This window comes from Allomuricauda sp. M10, from assembly GCF_020782875.1.
GTDB lineage: Bacteria > Bacteroidota > Bacteroidia > Flavobacteriales > Flavobacteriaceae > Flagellimonas.
Genome location: NZ_JAJGBN010000008.1, coordinates 89,813 through 106,249, shown reverse-complemented (window position 1 = coordinate 106,249; position 16,437 = coordinate 89,813). Strand labels below are relative to the sequence as shown.

Sequence of the window (16,437 nt, the reverse complement as noted above, 5' to 3'; positions counted from 1 at the left end):
TGGTAATGTGGACTTGAGCGGATACTTGGACAACACCGATGCACAGACTTTATCCTTGAGCGGAAACGATCTGAGCATCACAGGAGGCAATACCATAGACATTAGTAGCATTGACACGGACACGGATGACCAGACATTGACCCTTTCAGGAAACACCCTTTCCATCGCCGATGGTAACAGTGTGGACCTATCCGTATTCAACAACAGCGGAACGGATGACCAGGCACTTAGCTTGAGCGGCAACACCTTGACCCTTGAGGATGGTGGCAACGTGGACTTGAGCGGATACTTGGATAATACGGATGCACAGACCCTTTCCTTGAGCGGTAGCGATTTGAGCATTGCTGGAGGTAACACCATCGACATCAGCTCTATTGATACTGATACCGATGACCAGACCTTGAGCATATCCGGTTCGGATCTGACAATTTCCGAAGGAAACACGATTGATATTTCAGGTGTGAACACAGATTCCCAAACACTTTCCTTGAGTGGAACGGATTTGAGCATCACTGGTGGAAACACCATCGACATCAGTTCCATCGACACCGATACCGATGACCAGACTTTGAGCCTTTCAGGGAACACCCTATCCATCGCCGATGGTAACAGTGTGGACCTATCCGTTTTCAACAACAGCGGAACGGATGACCAGACACTTAGCTTGAGCGGCAACACCTTGACATTGGAAGATGGTGGCAACGTGGACTTGAGCGGATATTTGGATAATACTGACGACCAGGCCTTGAGCTTGAGTGGTAATACCTTGACCCTTGAGGACGGTGGCAACGTGGACTTGAGTGGATATTTGGATAATACGGATGACCAAGCATTGAGTTTGAGCGGCAACACCCTGACTTTGGAAGATGGTGGTAGTGTAGACCTTTCGGCTTTCAACAATAGCGGAACAGACGACCAGGCCTTGAGCTTAAGTGGCAATACTTTAACCTTGGAAGATGGCGGCAACGTTGACTTGAGCGGATATTTGGATAACACCGATGCACAGACTTTATCCTTGAGCGGTAGCGATTTGAGCATCACAGGTGGCAACACCATCGACATCAGTTCCATCGATACCGATACCGATGACCAGACCTTGAGCTTGTCAGGAAACACCCTTTCCATCGCCGATGGCAACAGTGTGGACCTATCTACTTTCAATAATAGCGGAACAGATGATCAGGCCTTGAGCTTGAGTGGAAATACTTTGACTTTGGAAGATGGCGGAAGTGTAGACCTTTCAACCTTCAACAATAGTGGAACTGACGACCAGGCCTTGAGCTTGAGCGGTAACACCCTGGCCCTTGAGGATGGCGGCAACGTGGATTTGAGCGGGTACTTGGATAACACAGATGACCAAACTGCCTCAGAAGTAAATTCTGATTCTGCAGTAGATGTAGATGGCGATGGCGCTACTGAAACCACTGTGGAAGATGTGATTCAGGCTATTGCGCCAATCACTTCCAAAGCTGCACGTATTTTTTATCCACCTTCGATTGCAATTGATGCATCATCCAATGGAACCGGATTTACTGTTAACCTTTATTCCCAATATGTGGCGCAGTACGGTACTCCGGCAGTGGCTAGTACAGGTGCTCCAACAGCACTTCCAACGTATGCGGCAACCGATCTATACTATTACGTAACCTATGCAGACCCATCGGTTTTTGCCAACATGAGCATTAACGCCAGTGGTGTACTGACTTATGATATTATCGGACAACCGGCAGATTACAATGCCTTGATCAATGTGGTATTCGTTGTAAAATAATAATGATTAAAGACGCATCGATTTGAATTCAACAACCCCATACAGGTCTTTACTCATTGGTTTGTTCCTTCTTTTTGCTGGAGCAAACATGGCAACTGCCCAGTTTTTGCTCCAGGCGCCCAACACTGGCGATGAGAACAATTACAGATGGTATGAAGCTTCGGATTTGGCTACCGTTTTAGGGACCAACTCTTTTTATGAAGCTACCCAGCCGGGAATTTACTTTGCCACTTATGATGGTACCCTTTGTGGTTCCAATGCAACAGGTTACTTCATTCTAACAGACTGTAATGCTCCCAACAATCAGGTAACTCTGGATATTTCTGCCAGCATTCCTTCAGGGGCAACCGTAAGTTGGAGCCCAGCGGTCAGTGGAGATCAGGCCAGACCCACGGTTACGAGTACCCAAACGGTGACAAGATATGTGGCGACCATAACCAAAGTAGGGAACAGTTCGGCATTACCCAGGTTTACGGTGGTTTGTATGAGTCAGGCTGCAAATTTGGTGGATGACCTGATTGCTGTTAACGAAGACGAAAGTATTGTGGTTCCTATTTTTGATAATGATTCGGATCTGCCCACAACAGGAACGTTGTCCATTACAGAGCCATCCAATGGAGCAGTTTCCATCGATGATAACGGTACGGCTAATGATCCATCGGATGATGCAGTGACCTATATCCCAAATCCTGATTTTAACGGAAGCGATAGCTTTGACTATACCATTTGCAACAGTTTTGGCGATTGTAGCACCGCTACGGTAACCGTTGATGTGTTGCCGATTGTGGATACCAATGATGATTCGGTCTCTACGGATATCGATACGGATGTGGTCATTTCATGGCGTGTCAATGATAATGACATCCCAACATCAGGGACCATTACTGCGACCAATCCTGCCAATGGCACAATCATTCTGAATGAAAATGGCACACCGAACAATCCTTCGGATGACAATATTACCTATGTTCCAAATCCTGGTTTCAACGGTACCGATTCTTTTGACTATACCGTTTGTGATACCAATGGAAATTGTGATACGGCGACCATTACGATAATCGTCAACGCTTCCGGAGTGGATTTGGATAGTGATAATGATGGAATTGTGGATAGTTTTGAGGATTTGAACGCCGATGGCGATAATGATCCAGCAACCGACCCAACTGATACCGATGGTGACGGATTCCCAGATTATTTGGATATAGACAGTGACAATGATGGAATTCCGGATAACGTGGAAGCACAATTGGCCTTGGGTTATATTCCTCCAAGTTTGGTGGATGCCAATGCGAATGGACTTGATGATGCCTATGAACTCGATGGCAATATTGGACTGATTCCTGTTGATTCCGATAATGATGGCTTGCCCGATTATGTGGATTTGGATAGTGATGATGATAATGTTCCCGATGCTATTGAAGGACATGATCATGACCACGATGGTATTCCAGAAGTGACCTTCATTGGTTCGGATAAGGACAATGACGGTTTGGACGATGGTTATGAAGGCGAAACGGTCATCGATATCGATGTGAACGATGAAATGGACGAGCCAAGCTTGTTATTACCGGATACGGATTCTGATGGTATTCCAGATTTTAGGGACTCCGATGATGATGACGATGGTATTGAAACCATTGATGAAGACCTTGATCAAGATGGCAATTACGCCAATGATGATACCGACGGTGATGGAGTGCCAAATTATTTGGATCCAGATCTTGGTGAAACAACTTTAGATGAAATTGATGTGATCAATGTGATCACTCCGAACGGCGATGGTGTGCACGATGTATTGGCCATCAACGGAATAGAAAATTACCCAAACAACACAGTAAGAATATATAACAGATGGGGTGTGATGGTCTATCAAACCAGAGCATACAACACCAGTGGCAACGTGTTCGACGGTACCTCGCAAGGTAGGGTCACTGTTGACCAGGACAACAAACTTCCCGTAGGAACGTACTTCTATGTGCTGGATTACGAGGATATGGGAGGAAACATGAAACAGCTTTCGGGCTACATATACATTAACAGATAAGCAAAATGATTACTGTGGAGAAAATGATTTTGAACCGAAATATCCAATGGTTGCTTGTGTTTCTTGTGCTGGGACTGGGAAGTCTTCAGGCGCAACAAGATGCACAATATACCCAGTACATGTACAATACGGTAAGCGTGAATCCGGCCTATGCAGGATCTCGTGGACATTTGAGCATTGCCGGTTTGTACCGCAATCAATGGTTAGGCTTGGATGGCGCACCGGAAACCCAAACATTCAATATTCATGCACCGGTTGGGTACCGTGGGGTTGGATTGGGTCTTTCCATTGTAAATGATAAGATCGGACCTACTTCGGAAACTTATTTTGATGTGGACTTTTCCTATACCATCCAGACTTCTTTTGAAGGCAGGTTGAGCTTCGGTTTAAAGGGAAGTGCCCATATGTTGGACATCCGGTATTCTGAATTGGATGAATTTGAGGTAGATCCACAGTTACAATCGCAACAAGATATCCAAAATAAATTTTCACCCAACATTGGAGCAGGGGTCTATTACCACACAGATGAATTTTATGTGGGATTGTCGGCACCCCGAATTTTGGAGACCACGCACTTCGATTCTTCATCCGTTTCTACGGCCAAGGAGCAGATCAATTTGTATTTGATCACAGGGTATGTTTGGGACTTGAACCCGTTCTTGAAATTCAAGCCCACCTTGTTAACCAAGGCTGTCCAAGGTGCACCTTTGCAAGTGGATGTATCGGCAAATTTCATGTTCAACGAAAAATTTATTGGTGGATTGGCCTACAGATGGGATGCTGCCTTCAGCGGACTTATCGGGTTTATGTTGTCCGACCAGTTTATGGTAGGTATGGCCTACGATCGGGAAATCACCGAATTGGGAGCTGCTACCTTTAACGATGGCTCTTTTGAAATCATTTTGCGATACGATTTCATCAGAAATATCGGAAACCTAAAATCCCCACGTTTCTTTTAGGAAGATTTAAGAACCTGCTACCGTCTATGTCCTTCAAAGGTCATATTTTTGCAGCATGGTAGAGGAACATGTGATATTGGTGAACGAGTCCGATGAACCCATTGGTCTTATGCCCAAGATGAAAGCACACGAGAAAGCCCTTTTACACAGGGCATTTTCCGTTTTTGTGATGAACGACAAAGGCGAAACCATGCTTCAGCAAAGAGCAAAGAACAAATACCATTCGCCTTTATTGTGGACCAACACCTGTTGCAGTCATCAGAGGGACGGCGAAAGCAATGTTGATGCCGGTAAACGCCGGTTGATGGAGGAAATGGGCTTTTCCACAGAACTGAAGGAACTCTTTTCCTTCATCTACAAAGCACCTTTTGACAACGGACTTACGGAACACGAATTTGATCATGTGATGATGGGTACCTTCCTTGGAGAACCGAACATCAATCCAGATGAAGTTGCGGATTGGAAATGGATGCTTCCGGAGGATATCAAAAAGGATATTGAAGAAAATCCAGATCAATACACCGCATGGTTCAAGATTATCTTTGAACGTTTTTATGATCATCTCATGCAAAACATTCCCACAACATGAAAGTAAAGGTTAGTAGAAAGGCTATCTTCAATGCAGCGCACAGGCTTCATAGACCCGATTGGGACGATGCCAAGAACCAGGAGGTTTTCGGTAAATGCAACAACCCACGTTTTCATGGACACAACTATGACCTGATCGTAAGTGTTACTGGGGAAATTGATCAAGAAACCGGATTTGTGATGGATCTTAAGGTTTTGAAGGAAATGATCGAAGAGCATGTCATAGAAGTTTTGGATCACAAGAATTTGAATACCGATGTACCCGAGTTCAAGAATCTGAACCCGACAGCGGAAAATATTGCAGTGGTTATTTGGAATAAATTGAGACCACTCATCAACCCAGAAAATCAATTGGAGGTAGTACTCTATGAAACCCCACGAAATTTTGTAACCTATTCAGGATAATGGAATTATATCCCTTAAAATTTAAACCGATCTTAAAGGAACGTCTTTGGGGCGGTACCAAATTAAAAGATGTACTTGGCAAAACCATCGAAAGTGATATTACCGGCGAAAGTTGGGAGCTCTCTGGGGTGCCCGGTGATATTTCCGAAGTGTCCAACGGACCGTTGGCTGGAACATCTTTGAATAACCTTATCGCCAACCATGGTGAGGAACTTTTGGGTAAAAGCGTTACCGATCGTTTTGGGGATGAGTTTCCTATTCTCATAAAATTCATTGATGCCAAACAGGACCTTTCCATTCAATTGCACCCGAATGATGAGCTGGCCAAACAAAGACACAATTCTTTTGGTAAGACCGAAATGTGGTACATTATGGATGCCGATCCCGGGGCCAAATTGATCGTAGGATTCAATAAGGATGTGGAAAAAGAAGAATATGTGTATAGTCTGCAAGAAGGTTCCCTTTTGGATTTGATGAACTATGAAGAAGTGGAAGAGGGTGATACCTTTTTCATCAATACCGGAAAAATCCATGCCATTGGGGCCGGTGTACTATTGGCCGAAATCCAGCAGACTTCCGATGTTACTTACAGGGTCTACGATTTTGACAGAAGGGATAAAAATGGCAATTTAAGGGAGCTGCATACCAGTTTGGCCGTAGATGCCATCGATTATAAAAAGAAAGATGACTTCAAAGTAAGCTATTCCGCTCAAACCGATGTGGTGAACGAAATGGTGGATTGCCCATATTTCAAGACCAATTTTATAGAACTCTCCCAATCCATGAAGCAAGATGTTTCCGATAGGGATTCTTTTACGATCTATATGTGCGTTGGAGGAAGTGCGACCATTTCCAATGATTGGGGTAGAGCCTCAATCAAAAGGGGAGAAACGATATTGGTGCCAGCCATGAGCGGCAAGGTTGAAATTGAAACCAAAGGCGCCAAACTTTTAGAAGTGACCATTTAATTAGTACCTTTAATAAAAACACTGATATGGCAAGTATTCGCGATTTAAAGAAAGATATCAATTTTGTACTCGGAGATATTATCGAGGCCGTTTACATTTGGGAAGCAGGTGATGGTAATAAGGAATCCGAAGAAGGAACCGTGATCATTGACAAGGCCATCGACATTTTTGATGAGTTGATGGACAAGGTCAACAAAAAAGATGTGGAAGACCGCAAGGCCCACTTCAGGAGTATCCGCAACGAATTGGAAGAAAAAGCTACCGAATTGGTAGACCAATTGAATAGTTTGGCAGGCTAGTTCTGGTCCAAAAGCTCCTTCAACATTTTCCCATATTTGGATTCCGCCACTTCTGGACTAAGTCCTTTATAAATGGAATCCAAATATTTTGGATTGGCTTGGCTTGCCTCCGCCAACATCAAGTATGGAGTGGCATAAGAATCGCCATTGTGCAATCCAAAGTTAAGGGCATACCTGTATTTCCTAATGGTATTTTGATCAATTTGGTTTTGAAGTGAATCCAAAGCCAAGGAATCATTTTGAAACTGGGGCAAACCGGCCTGTTGTACCAGCATTAACTCTTTGATATTGAATTTGGAAGCCATATCGTAGAATTCCTCCATTTTTTCCTGTGACTTGGAACCGGTGATTTCCGCTTTGGTATCAAAAGTGTTCCATGACGTTTTAACCGTAATCAATCCAGGTTCACCAAAAATGGTAATACGGTCATTAATGTCGTTATTGTCCTTTTTGTTGAGGTATAAGTAATAGATGTCTGGATTTTCCACCTCTTCGGTAAATGTAAAGCTGCCATCCCCATTGATTTCCAAGGAATCCAACACCACTAAGGTAGAATCCTTGGCCTGTTGCAAGTATAGGGTCCCTTTTTTAAGGCCTTTAATATTTCCAGTGAGGGTCATGGTATTTTCGGTGTTCTTCTCACAAGAAACAACAACCAATCCCAAAAGCATTACGAACAATATCCGTTTCATCATTAAATTTTAGCTCGGCAAATATCAATAAACTTCTGAACTTTTTAAACTTTGGAGGCCACTTCCATCAACAAAGCACATAAATAGGCACCTGCGGTGCCCACCACATACCCAAAAACGGCCAAAAGTATGCCCACTGAGGTAAGGGATGGATGGAATTCTGCCGCTACAACCGGGGCAGATGCCGCTCCACCCACGTTGGCCTGGCTGCCCACAGCAAGGAAAAAGTAAGGTGCCTTGATCAACTTGGCAACCAAAATCATTAATAGGGCATGTATGCTGATCCAAATTAGTCCGATGGCAATAAGTCCTGGATTTTCCATGACCTTGCCCAAATCCATCTTCATACCGATGGTGGCCACTAAAATATAGATGAACAGGCCACCCAGTTTACTGGCCCCGGCCCCTTCGTAGTTTTTGGCTTTGGTAAAAGACAATCCGATGCCTATCAATGTGGCAAAAAGCACTACCCATAAAAATTCGGAACCAAGGGAGGAAAGAATTTTATCCTTATCCCGGATCACTTCAAAATTATCCTGAAGAAACACCACAAAGTGATGCCCTAAAAAATGGGAGATGCCCACCCCAACGAATGCGTAAAACAGAATCATGATAAAATCTTGTAGAGTAGTAACCCGGGCAATTTTTGCGGTATAGGTAGATACTTTCTGTTTAAGTTCCTCAATGGAGGAAGTATCGGCCTTTAACCACTTATCAATTTTTTGGCTTTTGCCCACTCCAAAAAGGATAACTGCCAGCCAAAGATTGGCAACAACAATATCAATGAGGACCATGCCTCCATAATTGTCTTGGTTGAATTTGAAGACCTCCAGCATAGCTGTTTGGTTGGCACCACCACCTATCCAACTTCCGGCAATAGTGGCCAAGCCGCGCCAAACGGCATCAAAGCCTGCACCGCCAACGGTTTCTGGCGAAAAGATGGAAACGATCAATATGGCAATAGGACCGCCGATGATGATACCCACAGTTCCCGTTAAAAACATGATTAGGGCCTTGGATCCCAGGTTCAAAATGGCCTTGAGGTCAACGCTTAGCGTCATCAAGATCAAAGCTGCAGGCAGCAAGTATTGACTGGCTACCGAATAGGTCTTGGAGGAAGATTCGTCCACAATGCCCACACTGGCCAAAATGGCGGGTAATAGGTAGCACATGAGCACCGTGGGCACCACATTGTAAAACTTTCCCCAGAATCCGGTCTTAATGGATGAAGTATAAAAAACGAAGCCCAAACAAAGGCAAAGCAGTCCGAATATTACGGTATCGTCGGTAAAAGGTAGTTGGTCCATATTTGTAAGCTATGGTCCCAAATATAGGAAAATCATGGGGGAGAAAAAGTTACCATGCCCTTTTGAAGTCCATCTTGATGTCTTACAACATCTCCACAATTTGAATGTTGTTGCCGCAGGTGTCATCAAAAACTGCAATCTTAACCGTACCCATTTCTGTAGGTTTTATGCTGAAGGTCACACCAAGCGCAGCAAGACGATCGTATTCCTCTTGCGCATTTTCAACGTTGAATTGAGTGTATGGGATTCCCGCTTCAAAAAGGGATTTTTGATAAGTCTTTGCAGGTTCAAAATGTTTGGGTGATGGTTCCAGTAAAATTTCGGGTCCATCTTGCTCTTCCTTGCTTACTACCGTTAGCCACCTGCTGTCCTCACTTAAGGGCACATCCACTTTCTTTACAAAACCTAATATTTCGGTATAGAAGGCAAGGGCTTTTGTTTGATCAAGGACCGGTATACTCAATACTTTTACTTTCATTTCAATTGATTTTAGGATTGGTTGGCCAAAAATCAAAAATCAGTGATAGACCGACTTTGTGAAAATTGCTTTTTTTGGAAGGTACTTGGTTTGGATCCCAACTTTTTTTTGAAAAGCGTACTGAACGAACTTGGACTTTCAAACCCGACCAGATAGCAGGTCTCGGAAATGGACATGCCATTTTTGAGGTGTTTTTTAGATTTTTCCAAGCGTTTGTCAATTAGGTATTGCATGGGTGTTTGTCCGTAATAACGCTTGAAAAGTCGCAACAGATGATATTTTGACGTAAACCCAGCATTGGAAAGGCTATCCAGGTTCAACGGCTTGTCAAAATGCTCCTCAATATACTTGCGGGTTGCTACGACCTTTTGAATCTGTGTGGTATTGGCATAACAACTGTTCTTGATCTTTTGGATCTCACTTTGGTAAAATGTCATGGCAAACTATTTTTCATAATACTGGGCAGTGGCTTAATTTCCATATTTTTCTTCCAATTTGGGCCAAAAATCTTGACTGTTCTCTTCAAAATAAGTCAAACTCAATTTCCAAAGGTATTCTTCCGATTTGTAAAATTGCTTATCAAGTTCATGCATATCATTTACTAGATCCTTATTCTGATATAATTCACCAATCGGAAAAATTTCATGTAACTCATGATTGTCTAAAAGATTTCCTAGGCTTTCAGGGGAAACATTGTGCTTTTCAAGGATCTTTACTGCACTTAAAAGCAAACTTTTGTTGAAACTTGCTCCGATTTTGTCTAAACTTTCAATAGTTCCTTCTGTATATCGACCTGTTGAATTCGTGAAAAATTGCAAAAACCCGCCATTATTGACTTCCTTTTCCAAACAATCAATGAAGTAAAAAGTTTTGAGGGGTTCCGGCATTTCCTGTAAAGAAGTTATTCCGTAGTCATCACTCTGTCTAATTTTTTGCACGAAATAATAGAGTAATTCCATCCTTTCCTCTTCAGTCGCCTTTTCATAAAGTTCTTTGTTTAGTTTGGCAAACTTCACTCTATAGTGCCATTCCCCTTTCGGTTTTGAAGGTGCGGGTTTCCCAAATTTCACCAACTTCGGAAGGATATACCCTAAAATCACCAGAATAGCAATTATGATAGTAAAATTCATGCAGTCAATGGTTGTAACACCAAGATACATACATTCAGTCCATTAGAATGACCTTTGTTCGAAAAAGATGTTGAAATCGGTTTTGAGTCAACAATTGCATGAATTGCGCTAAGGTTCCGGAAAATGCTGCCCTAATTTTATCCTTATAAAACACTAAAACCTAGAAATCATGAGAAGTTTACTTTGGTTGGTTGCCGTAATATGTATCATTATTTGGGTATTGGGCTTTTTTGGAATTGTTGCCGGAATGGCCACCAGTAGCTTGATCCATGTATTATTGGTAATCGCAATTATCGCAATTTTGTATAATATCATTTCTGGTCGTAAACCGCTGTAATTTAGAGCGGACCGAAATAATAGTTATCAACCTAGAACAATGACTTAAGAAGCAATAAGCTTCTGAAAATGAAACAGCCACAAAAACTTGTGGCTGTTTTTTATGAATTGATTTAGATGCAAATAACATTAAATGTTCAACCAATACGTAAACTTTAAATTGATGGACCGGTTCCGTGGCATAAAGGAATTGACAAAATAATTGTCGTTGTACACCAGAAAAAGATCTGAAAGCGGGGCAAAGCGCCATTGTAGTCTAGAGTTGAAACCTAGATTGTCCATTTGGTTGCTGTATTGGATGAGGGTTGACCAAAACACCGATTTGTTGAAAGTGATATTTATTTTAGGGCTCACCAACCAAAGGTCTTCACTTTCATAGGGTTCTGGTAGTTTAATACTGTTGTAGTTCAATCCCAAAGAAATAAAAACGGTCGGTTGAAGGCGTAAACTCAGATCACCTTCCATAACAAATCGAGTTCCATTGAAAAAATCCCCATAGCCTGGTTCCAAAGAGTAGGAGAGTACCTTGCGACGGTCACTCTGGAATTCGATCTCGTAGCTGGTATAGCGGTATCCAATATCAGCGGGTAGTTCCACCCCGTCTTCACTACCAGTAGGATCAAACCCATCGGTCAAATAGGTATATCTGTTAAAGAGTCGAACGGCAAGCTCCTCTTGGCTCTTGAACTTGGCTTGCCACCCGGTGTAAAAAAAGTAATCGGTATTCTTATAATCCAATGTGGGGCGCCAAATCATGGAAGGTCTAAATAAGAAGCCATGGGTGTTCAGATTCCCCTTTCTAGGCCAAAAGTTGATTTCAACATAGGGCTTTGCCACCACGATATCCTCCCTTGGAATATAGCCCAAATCCGATCTAAAATCATTGCCCACAAAATTTCCCCGAAGCCCAAAGTTCAGGTATCGACTGTTGTATTGGAGATTAACCCCACCTGATGCATCCCTGTTGCCCATTTCATGTGCAAAGGATTTGTGATAGTAAAATTTACCTGTCCAAGTATTGTTGGCAGAAGCCAAGTTATAATCAATGCCCAATACCCTATTATATCGGTCCACTTCTTCTAGAAAATCGTAGTCATCAAAAGTTTGGCGATTTACAAAAATGAAACTAAGGTTGGATCGGGAGAACATTTTTTTCTGTAGCGCAAAAACGGTGTTGTTGTTACTGGGGATGTGGTTCGCCTCATCTTTTTCTGTCTGGATGTTCAAAAGGCCCAAACGCCAATCTTCCGTAAGTTTTCCACTTAACCTTATACCACCCAATATTCCATTCTCAATGGTTTCATCCTCCAGATTTTGGGCAATGCCTATCCTTCTTGAAAAAAAAGGATTGGAATCCTCCTCACTTCCGAAGGAGCCAAAAAGATCACTGTTGTCAATAAAAAATTGTCTCTTTTCGGGCAGTGAAACCTCAAATCGGGTAAGGTTGGTGACCAAATTGTCCACCTCAACGTTCGAGAAATCGGGGTTTATGGTAATATCTAGGTTCATCCCGTTGCCTATGGATACTTTTGCATCGCCTCCAAAGTCGAGTTTGTTCAACTGTTCATCATATTCATAATCCTTGCCCACAATACCGTTTACATAAGGAATGAGCGCCATGGGGGTCCTGGATTTACCCAGTGGTTTTTCAAAGACCATATCCCCCATAAAGGCCAGACTATAGATCAACTGGTTCTGCGGAATTTTTGTCCAGGTACTGGTCTCGTTGGTCTGCATATCGAACCGGTAACTGTTGAACCGCCACTTGGTCTCCCCTTGTTTAAACTTAAAGGAGGTCAAGGGAATGGCAATCTCACAGATATAGTAGCCATCGTACAATTTGGTCTCTCCCTTCCATTTTACGTCCCATGAAGTGGTAAAATTACTTGGCCCTGCACCTCCGTTAGAAATCAATGCCTCCCTCCGTACACCATAGGGATTCATCCCGAACAGAAAAGCATTGGTACCATCGTTGAAAGTGTCAAAAAGCAGGCTGATATTATCGTTTCCTCCTGCGCGATAATCCCGTTGTAGGGAAGGTACAACATAATCGTTTCCTTGGGTCATTAACTTAATGCCTATGTACAATGTAGTATTGTTGTACAACATCTTTATATCGGTTTGTTGTACCGCCAAAGTAGTATCAGAAGGAAAGTACTGATGGAAATCTTCGGCACTCTCTGCGAGGTTCCATACAGGTTCATCCAAAATTCCGTCAACTTCGATGAATTCGTCAATATGCCTAACGGTAAAGCTGTTGTCGGGTGTTTGTGATACTAGGGCAAATGGGAAAAGGAAAATAGCTATTATGATTAGTAGCTTTGGCATTTGTTTAGTTTAGTTGGTTTTCCAAATGTAAGGGTATAGTTAAAATATTCCCAAAAAATTGATGATGCATTGTACATTGCGAAAAGATTCAGAAAATTGAACTTTGCATGTTCCAAAGTGTCAACCTTAATTCGTCAATATTCAACCAAAATGAAAAAAACCGTCTTATTGCTCCTATTGCTGCCCATGTTCATGTTCGGAAACACTATTTGGAGCAAAACCGGGCACAGGGTTACCGGACAAATTGCCCAAAACCATTTGAAAGGAAAGACCAAAAGGGCCTTGAACGATTTGTTGGAAGGACATAGTTTGGCATTCGTTTCTACCTATGGTGACGATATTAAGGCGGACCGGGCCTATAACAAATATTCTCCTTGGCATTATGTAAACTATCCGTTAGGGATAAGTTACAAAGATTCTGAAAAAAGTAAGGATGGCGATATCATTACTGCTATTGAGGAGTGCAAGGCCATCATAAAGAATAAAAACAACTCTCGGGAGGACCGCATTTTCCATTTAAAAATGTTGGTCCATTTGATTGGGGACCTTCACCAACCGATGCATGCCAGCAGGGAAGAGGATAAAGGCGGTAACGACATACAAGTGCAATGGTTTGGCCAAGGCAGCAACTTGCATCGGGTTTGGGACCAAAACCTTATCGAATCCTATGGGATGACCTATACCGAATTGGCCCATGAATTGGACAAGGTCTCAAAGAAAGAGGTGAAAAAAATGCAGGAAGGCACTATTTACGATTGGGTTGATGAATCCCATCAGATTTGTGGCGAACTGTACGACTCCGTTAAGGTAGGCGAAAAGCTAGGGTATCAGTATGCCTATAATTATAATGATCTCCTGTTCGAACAACTTCAAAAAGGAGGTCTTAGATTGGCAAAGGTCTTGAACGACCTGTTCGAGTAAGCTTTTTTATTGCAGCACCGTTTTCAACTGATTTCGGTATTCCGAAGGGTTTTGCCCTGTAAATGCCTTGAACGATTTGTTGAAATGCGAGAAATTGTTGAAGCCACTGTCATAACACACCTGGGTGATGCTGATGGGCTGTTCGGCCAATAGTTTGGAGGCATGCACCAACCGATATTCATTTACGAACTGCGTAAAGGTTTTGTTGGTGATCTTTTTAAAGTACCTACAGAATGAAGGTACCGTCATGCTTACCATATCCGATATTTCCTCAAGACTGATATCTTCCTTGAAGTTGGCTTTAACGTGGTTGAACACAATATTGATCCTGTCGTTGTCCTTCACTTCGGTCTCCAACGAGAAACCTTCGGCGTTCAGCACGTTCATCTCATCCGAGGTGGCCAATTGGTTCAATATATTAAGGATGGAAAGTAATCTTTGAAAATCGGTCTGGTATTCCAGGATTTCCATTTTCTCACCCACCTTCAATTTTGTTCTTCCATAAAAGGCGATCCCGCCTTTGGCAACCTCAAATAGTTTCTGGATGTTCTTCATTTCCGGGATATTGAAAAAATCACTTCCCAAGAAATCCGCTTTCATCTGTATAAGGGTCTCACTTTTGTTCCCAGTGAGCTTATCCGTAAATCCACAGTGGGGAAGGTTGGATCCGATTAGGATCAAATCCCCGTTCCTATAATAGGATACATGACTGCCTATCTGTCTTTTCCCCGAGCCCCCATTCACATATACCAGTTCCAGTTCCGGATGGTAATGCCAGCCATTGTTCTTGTTCTCATTGTTCTCGTTGAACTTTTGAAAGGTAAACGAGTGACCAAAACTTGGGGCTATGGCTTCAAATGCAGGTTTTTGAATCATAAGTTCCAATTTTTTATTTGGTATTGTAAAGTTAGGACGGTGTCCTTTATGCACTTATCTGCAAAATTACCACAAATGTGTGTTAAATTAACATTAACATCCAATTAACATGTCTACTATGGTAAAATTGCACATAAACTGGAAAAGATGGTGGTATTCCTATCCTGAATTGCGCCATACATTTGTCTTGTAATCTTAAAAAAGCGAAATGTTATGAAATCAGTAGTAAAAAACCTAACAGTAGCAGCAGCCCTTCTAGTAAGTGCAATTGGGTTGGCTAACGGAACTGCAGTTGATTTTGGTAAAAAAACAGCTGCCAAATACGAAGTTGAAAAGAACTTGGTGAAAGTAAACCTTGATCCAGTATTTGTAAAGAAAGGTCAAAAAATCATGATGAACCTTTTGAACATCTCTCAAGGTAAAGTTCTTCTAAAAGTTTATGATTCCCAAAACAGACTTGTTTTCGATGAGGCTATCGAAGGGGATATCGTAGTTGAAAAAGCTTTCAACTTTGAAAAAGCATACCAAGATAAATATACCGTAGTTGTAGTGGACAAATTTGGAACCTACAAAGAAACTATGGAAGTAAGATAGTTTGTTTAGTTAATTTTTATGTGCATTGGGGGCCGGGAGGCCCCCTTTTTTATGCCCATTTTTTTAGACCTTCCCTTTTACCGGGTGGTAACGCCTCATTGTTGATGGCCCATTGCAACAATTCTTTGTCTTTTTCCTTGTTGAACAATAAGTGGTAAAACTGTTGTATGGTCAACGGGTTGGTGGATTCCTTTACCAGTTCCATATGGTCTCCCACATTGACTTCGCCTTTCTCCAAAACACGTACATAGGTGCCAGGAAATCCATGATCAATAAATTCTTTAAGAATTTTCTGGTTGCCGAACCGGATGCCCAATTTAAAACAGGGTTCCCTTGGCTGTGTGACCTGCACCAGCGCAGATCCCAATTTGTAAATGCTGCCGACTTTCAATTTGGATTCATCAAGACCTTCCACAGTCACGTTTTCCCCGAACATGCCCCAATCCCACTGCAAATTCGGATACTTTTGTTGCCAATAGGGATAATGATCTGATGAAAAGAGGTAGCATGCCTTGAACTCCCCACCGTGAACCTTCCTGTTGGCAATGGTGTCATTACGAACGGATTCTGTATCCAAATAAATGGGTCCCGTAACTGGATATTTGAAAATACCGGTAGTGGTCTTTTCATTGTTCCACATAATTGCTGTGGAAGGGCCTAAGTTGGTAGAGATGACTTTCATACCACCAAGATAAAAAAAACCACCGCGATGTGAGGTGGTCTTTATAACAGTTCTATCAT

Annotated in this window: 18 protein-coding genes; 10 read left to right on the top strand and 8 right to left on the bottom strand. The window is 42.4% G+C overall.

Annotation, left to right across the window (positions count from 1 at the left end):
- The 7 genes from LKX84_RS16950 to LKX84_RS16920 form a co-directional block, all read left to right on the top strand.
- Positions 1 to 1,771, top strand: a 1,771-nt coding sequence (locus LKX84_RS16950; protein WP_228238738.1) for a beta strand repeat-containing protein, incomplete at its 5' end; no start/stop codon positions are given.
- An 88-nt stretch (positions 1,772 to 1,859) separates the two neighbouring features.
- Positions 1,860 to 3,815, top strand: a complete 1,956-nt coding sequence (locus LKX84_RS16945) for a gliding motility-associated C-terminal domain-containing protein (protein WP_228238737.1) — start codon at positions 1,860 to 1,862, stop codon at positions 3,813 to 3,815.
- Positions 3,816 to 3,838: 23 nt separating this feature from the next.
- Positions 3,839 to 4,774 carry a type IX secretion system membrane protein PorP/SprF gene (locus LKX84_RS16940; RefSeq protein ID WP_410548887.1) on the top strand — a complete coding sequence of 312 codons (936 nt, stop codon included), beginning with the start codon at positions 3,839 to 3,841 and terminating at the stop codon, positions 4,772 to 4,774.
- Positions 4,775 to 4,829: 55 nt separating this feature from the next.
- Positions 4,830 to 5,363 carry an isopentenyl-diphosphate Delta-isomerase gene (gene idi / locus LKX84_RS16935; protein ID WP_228238734.1) on the top strand — a complete coding sequence of 178 codons (534 nt, stop codon included), beginning with the start codon at positions 4,830 to 4,832 and terminating at the stop codon, positions 5,361 to 5,363.
- Entirely contained in the window at positions 5,360 to 5,767 is a 408-nt protein-coding gene (locus LKX84_RS16930) for a 6-pyruvoyl trahydropterin synthase family protein (protein ID WP_228238733.1), read from the top strand. Before idi ends, LKX84_RS16930 begins: the two co-directional genes overlap by 4 nt.
- On the top strand, positions 5,767 to 6,735 hold the full coding sequence (locus tag LKX84_RS16925) for a type I phosphomannose isomerase catalytic subunit (RefSeq protein WP_228238732.1): 969 nt from the start codon (positions 5,767 to 5,769) through the stop codon (positions 6,733 to 6,735). Before LKX84_RS16930 ends, LKX84_RS16925 begins: the two co-directional genes overlap by 1 nt.
- 26 nt (positions 6,736 to 6,761) lie before the next feature.
- Positions 6,762 to 7,034 carry a hypothetical protein gene (locus LKX84_RS16920; protein ID WP_119645592.1) on the top strand — a complete coding sequence of 91 codons (273 nt, stop codon included), beginning with the start codon at positions 6,762 to 6,764 and terminating at the stop codon, positions 7,032 to 7,034.
- Here the strand turns inward: LKX84_RS16920 and LKX84_RS16915 are convergent.
- The 5 genes from LKX84_RS16915 to LKX84_RS16895 all read right to left on the bottom strand — a co-directional run bounded on the left by LKX84_RS16915 (position 7,031) and on the right by LKX84_RS16895 (position 10,671).
- On the bottom strand, positions 7,031 to 7,729 hold the full coding sequence (locus LKX84_RS16915) for a DUF4369 domain-containing protein (protein WP_228238731.1): 699 nt from the start codon (positions 7,727 to 7,729) through the stop codon (positions 7,031 to 7,033). The two genes, LKX84_RS16920 and LKX84_RS16915, sit on opposite strands and share 4 nt — an antisense overlap.
- A 41-nt stretch (positions 7,730 to 7,770) precedes the next feature.
- On the bottom strand, positions 7,771 to 9,033 hold the full coding sequence (locus LKX84_RS16910; RefSeq protein WP_228238730.1) for a DUF819 domain-containing protein: 1,263 nt from the start codon (positions 9,031 to 9,033) through the stop codon (positions 7,771 to 7,773).
- Between the two features lie 82 nt (positions 9,034 to 9,115).
- Positions 9,116 to 9,511: a VOC family protein gene (locus tag LKX84_RS16905; RefSeq protein WP_228238728.1), complete on the bottom strand. Its 396-nt coding sequence runs from the start codon at positions 9,509 to 9,511 to the stop codon at positions 9,116 to 9,118.
- Positions 9,512 to 9,543: 32 nt separating this feature from the next.
- Positions 9,544 to 9,948, bottom strand: a complete 405-nt coding sequence (locus tag LKX84_RS16900) for a helix-turn-helix domain-containing protein (RefSeq protein ID WP_228238726.1) — start codon at positions 9,946 to 9,948, stop codon at positions 9,544 to 9,546.
- 33 nt (positions 9,949 to 9,981) lie between these two features.
- The gene (locus LKX84_RS16895) at positions 9,982 to 10,671 is read right to left on the bottom strand and encodes a DUF4375 domain-containing protein (protein ID WP_228238725.1); all 690 of its coding nucleotides are present in this window, start codon (positions 10,669 to 10,671) and stop codon (positions 9,982 to 9,984) included.
- 139 nt (positions 10,672 to 10,810) lie between these two features.
- Here LKX84_RS16895 and LKX84_RS16890 point away from each other — a divergent pair, with 139 nt between their 5' ends.
- A complete protein-coding gene (locus LKX84_RS16890) occupies positions 10,811 to 10,978 on the top strand; it encodes a lmo0937 family membrane protein (RefSeq protein WP_163636495.1) in 168 nt (55 codons plus the stop codon).
- Positions 10,979 to 11,106: 128 nt separating this feature from the next.
- Here LKX84_RS16890 and LKX84_RS16885 read toward each other — a convergent pair whose 3' ends face one another.
- Entirely contained in the window at positions 11,107 to 13,305 is a 2,199-nt protein-coding gene (locus LKX84_RS16885) for a DUF5916 domain-containing protein (protein ID WP_228238723.1), read from the bottom strand.
- A 150-nt stretch (positions 13,306 to 13,455) separates the two neighbouring features.
- Here LKX84_RS16885 and LKX84_RS16880 point away from each other — a divergent pair, with 150 nt between their 5' ends.
- On the top strand, positions 13,456 to 14,226 hold the full coding sequence (locus tag LKX84_RS16880) for a S1/P1 nuclease (protein WP_228238722.1): 771 nt from the start codon (positions 13,456 to 13,458) through the stop codon (positions 14,224 to 14,226).
- Between the two features lie 6 nt (positions 14,227 to 14,232).
- Here the strand turns inward: LKX84_RS16880 and LKX84_RS16875 are convergent, their stop codons facing one another.
- Positions 14,233 to 15,102, bottom strand: a complete 870-nt coding sequence (locus LKX84_RS16875) for an AraC family transcriptional regulator (protein WP_228238721.1) — start codon at positions 15,100 to 15,102, stop codon at positions 14,233 to 14,235.
- 213 nt (positions 15,103 to 15,315) lie between these two features.
- Here LKX84_RS16875 and LKX84_RS16870 point away from each other — a divergent pair, with 213 nt between their 5' ends.
- The gene (locus LKX84_RS16870; RefSeq protein ID WP_228238720.1) at positions 15,316 to 15,696 is read left to right on the top strand and encodes a hypothetical protein; all 381 of its coding nucleotides are present in this window, start codon (positions 15,316 to 15,318) and stop codon (positions 15,694 to 15,696) included.
- 49 nt (positions 15,697 to 15,745) lie between these two features.
- Here LKX84_RS16870 and LKX84_RS16865 read toward each other — a convergent pair whose 3' ends face one another.
- Entirely contained in the window at positions 15,746 to 16,378 is a 633-nt protein-coding gene (locus LKX84_RS16865; RefSeq protein ID WP_228238719.1) for an MOSC domain-containing protein, read from the bottom strand.
- Positions 16,379 to 16,437: the final 59 nt, after the last annotated feature.

Excerpts from the sequence above, each read along its gene's own strand:
- LKX84_RS16945 (WP_228238737.1), top strand. The coding sequence starts at position 1,860 with ATGGCAACTGCCCAGTTTTTGCTCCAGGCGCCCAACACTGGCGATGAG.
- LKX84_RS16940 (WP_410548887.1), top strand. The coding sequence starts at position 3,839 with ATGATTTTGAACCGAAATATCCAATGGTTGCTTGTGTTTCTTGTGCTG.
- idi (WP_228238734.1), top strand. The coding sequence starts at position 4,830 with ATGGTAGAGGAACATGTGATATTGGTGAACGAGTCCGATGAACCCATT.
- LKX84_RS16930 (WP_228238733.1), top strand. The coding sequence starts at position 5,360 with ATGAAAGTAAAGGTTAGTAGAAAGGCTATCTTCAATGCAGCGCACAGG.
- LKX84_RS16925 (WP_228238732.1), top strand. The coding sequence starts at position 5,767 with ATGGAATTATATCCCTTAAAATTTAAACCGATCTTAAAGGAACGTCTT.
- LKX84_RS16920 (WP_119645592.1), top strand. The coding sequence starts at position 6,762 with ATGGCAAGTATTCGCGATTTAAAGAAAGATATCAATTTTGTACTCGGA.
- LKX84_RS16915 (WP_228238731.1), bottom strand. The coding sequence starts at position 7,729 with ATGATGAAACGGATATTGTTCGTAATGCTTTTGGGATTGGTTGTTGTT.
- LKX84_RS16910 (WP_228238730.1), bottom strand. The coding sequence starts at position 9,033 with ATGGACCAACTACCTTTTACCGACGATACCGTAATATTCGGACTGCTT.
- LKX84_RS16905 (WP_228238728.1), bottom strand. The coding sequence starts at position 9,511 with ATGAAAGTAAAAGTATTGAGTATACCGGTCCTTGATCAAACAAAAGCC.
- LKX84_RS16900 (WP_228238726.1), bottom strand. The coding sequence starts at position 9,948 with ATGACATTTTACCAAAGTGAGATCCAAAAGATCAAGAACAGTTGTTAT.
- LKX84_RS16895 (WP_228238725.1), bottom strand. The coding sequence starts at position 10,671 with ATGTATCTTGGTGTTACAACCATTGACTGCATGAATTTTACTATCATA.
- LKX84_RS16890 (WP_163636495.1), top strand. The coding sequence starts at position 10,811 with ATGAGAAGTTTACTTTGGTTGGTTGCCGTAATATGTATCATTATTTGG.
- LKX84_RS16885 (WP_228238723.1), bottom strand. The coding sequence starts at position 13,305 with ATGCCAAAGCTACTAATCATAATAGCTATTTTCCTTTTCCCATTTGCC.
- LKX84_RS16880 (WP_228238722.1), top strand. The coding sequence starts at position 13,456 with ATGAAAAAAACCGTCTTATTGCTCCTATTGCTGCCCATGTTCATGTTC.
- LKX84_RS16875 (WP_228238721.1), bottom strand. The coding sequence starts at position 15,102 with ATGATTCAAAAACCTGCATTTGAAGCCATAGCCCCAAGTTTTGGTCAC.
- LKX84_RS16870 (WP_228238720.1), top strand. The coding sequence starts at position 15,316 with ATGAAATCAGTAGTAAAAAACCTAACAGTAGCAGCAGCCCTTCTAGTA.
- LKX84_RS16865 (WP_228238719.1), bottom strand. The coding sequence starts at position 16,378 with ATGAAAGTCATCTCTACCAACTTAGGCCCTTCCACAGCAATTATGTGG.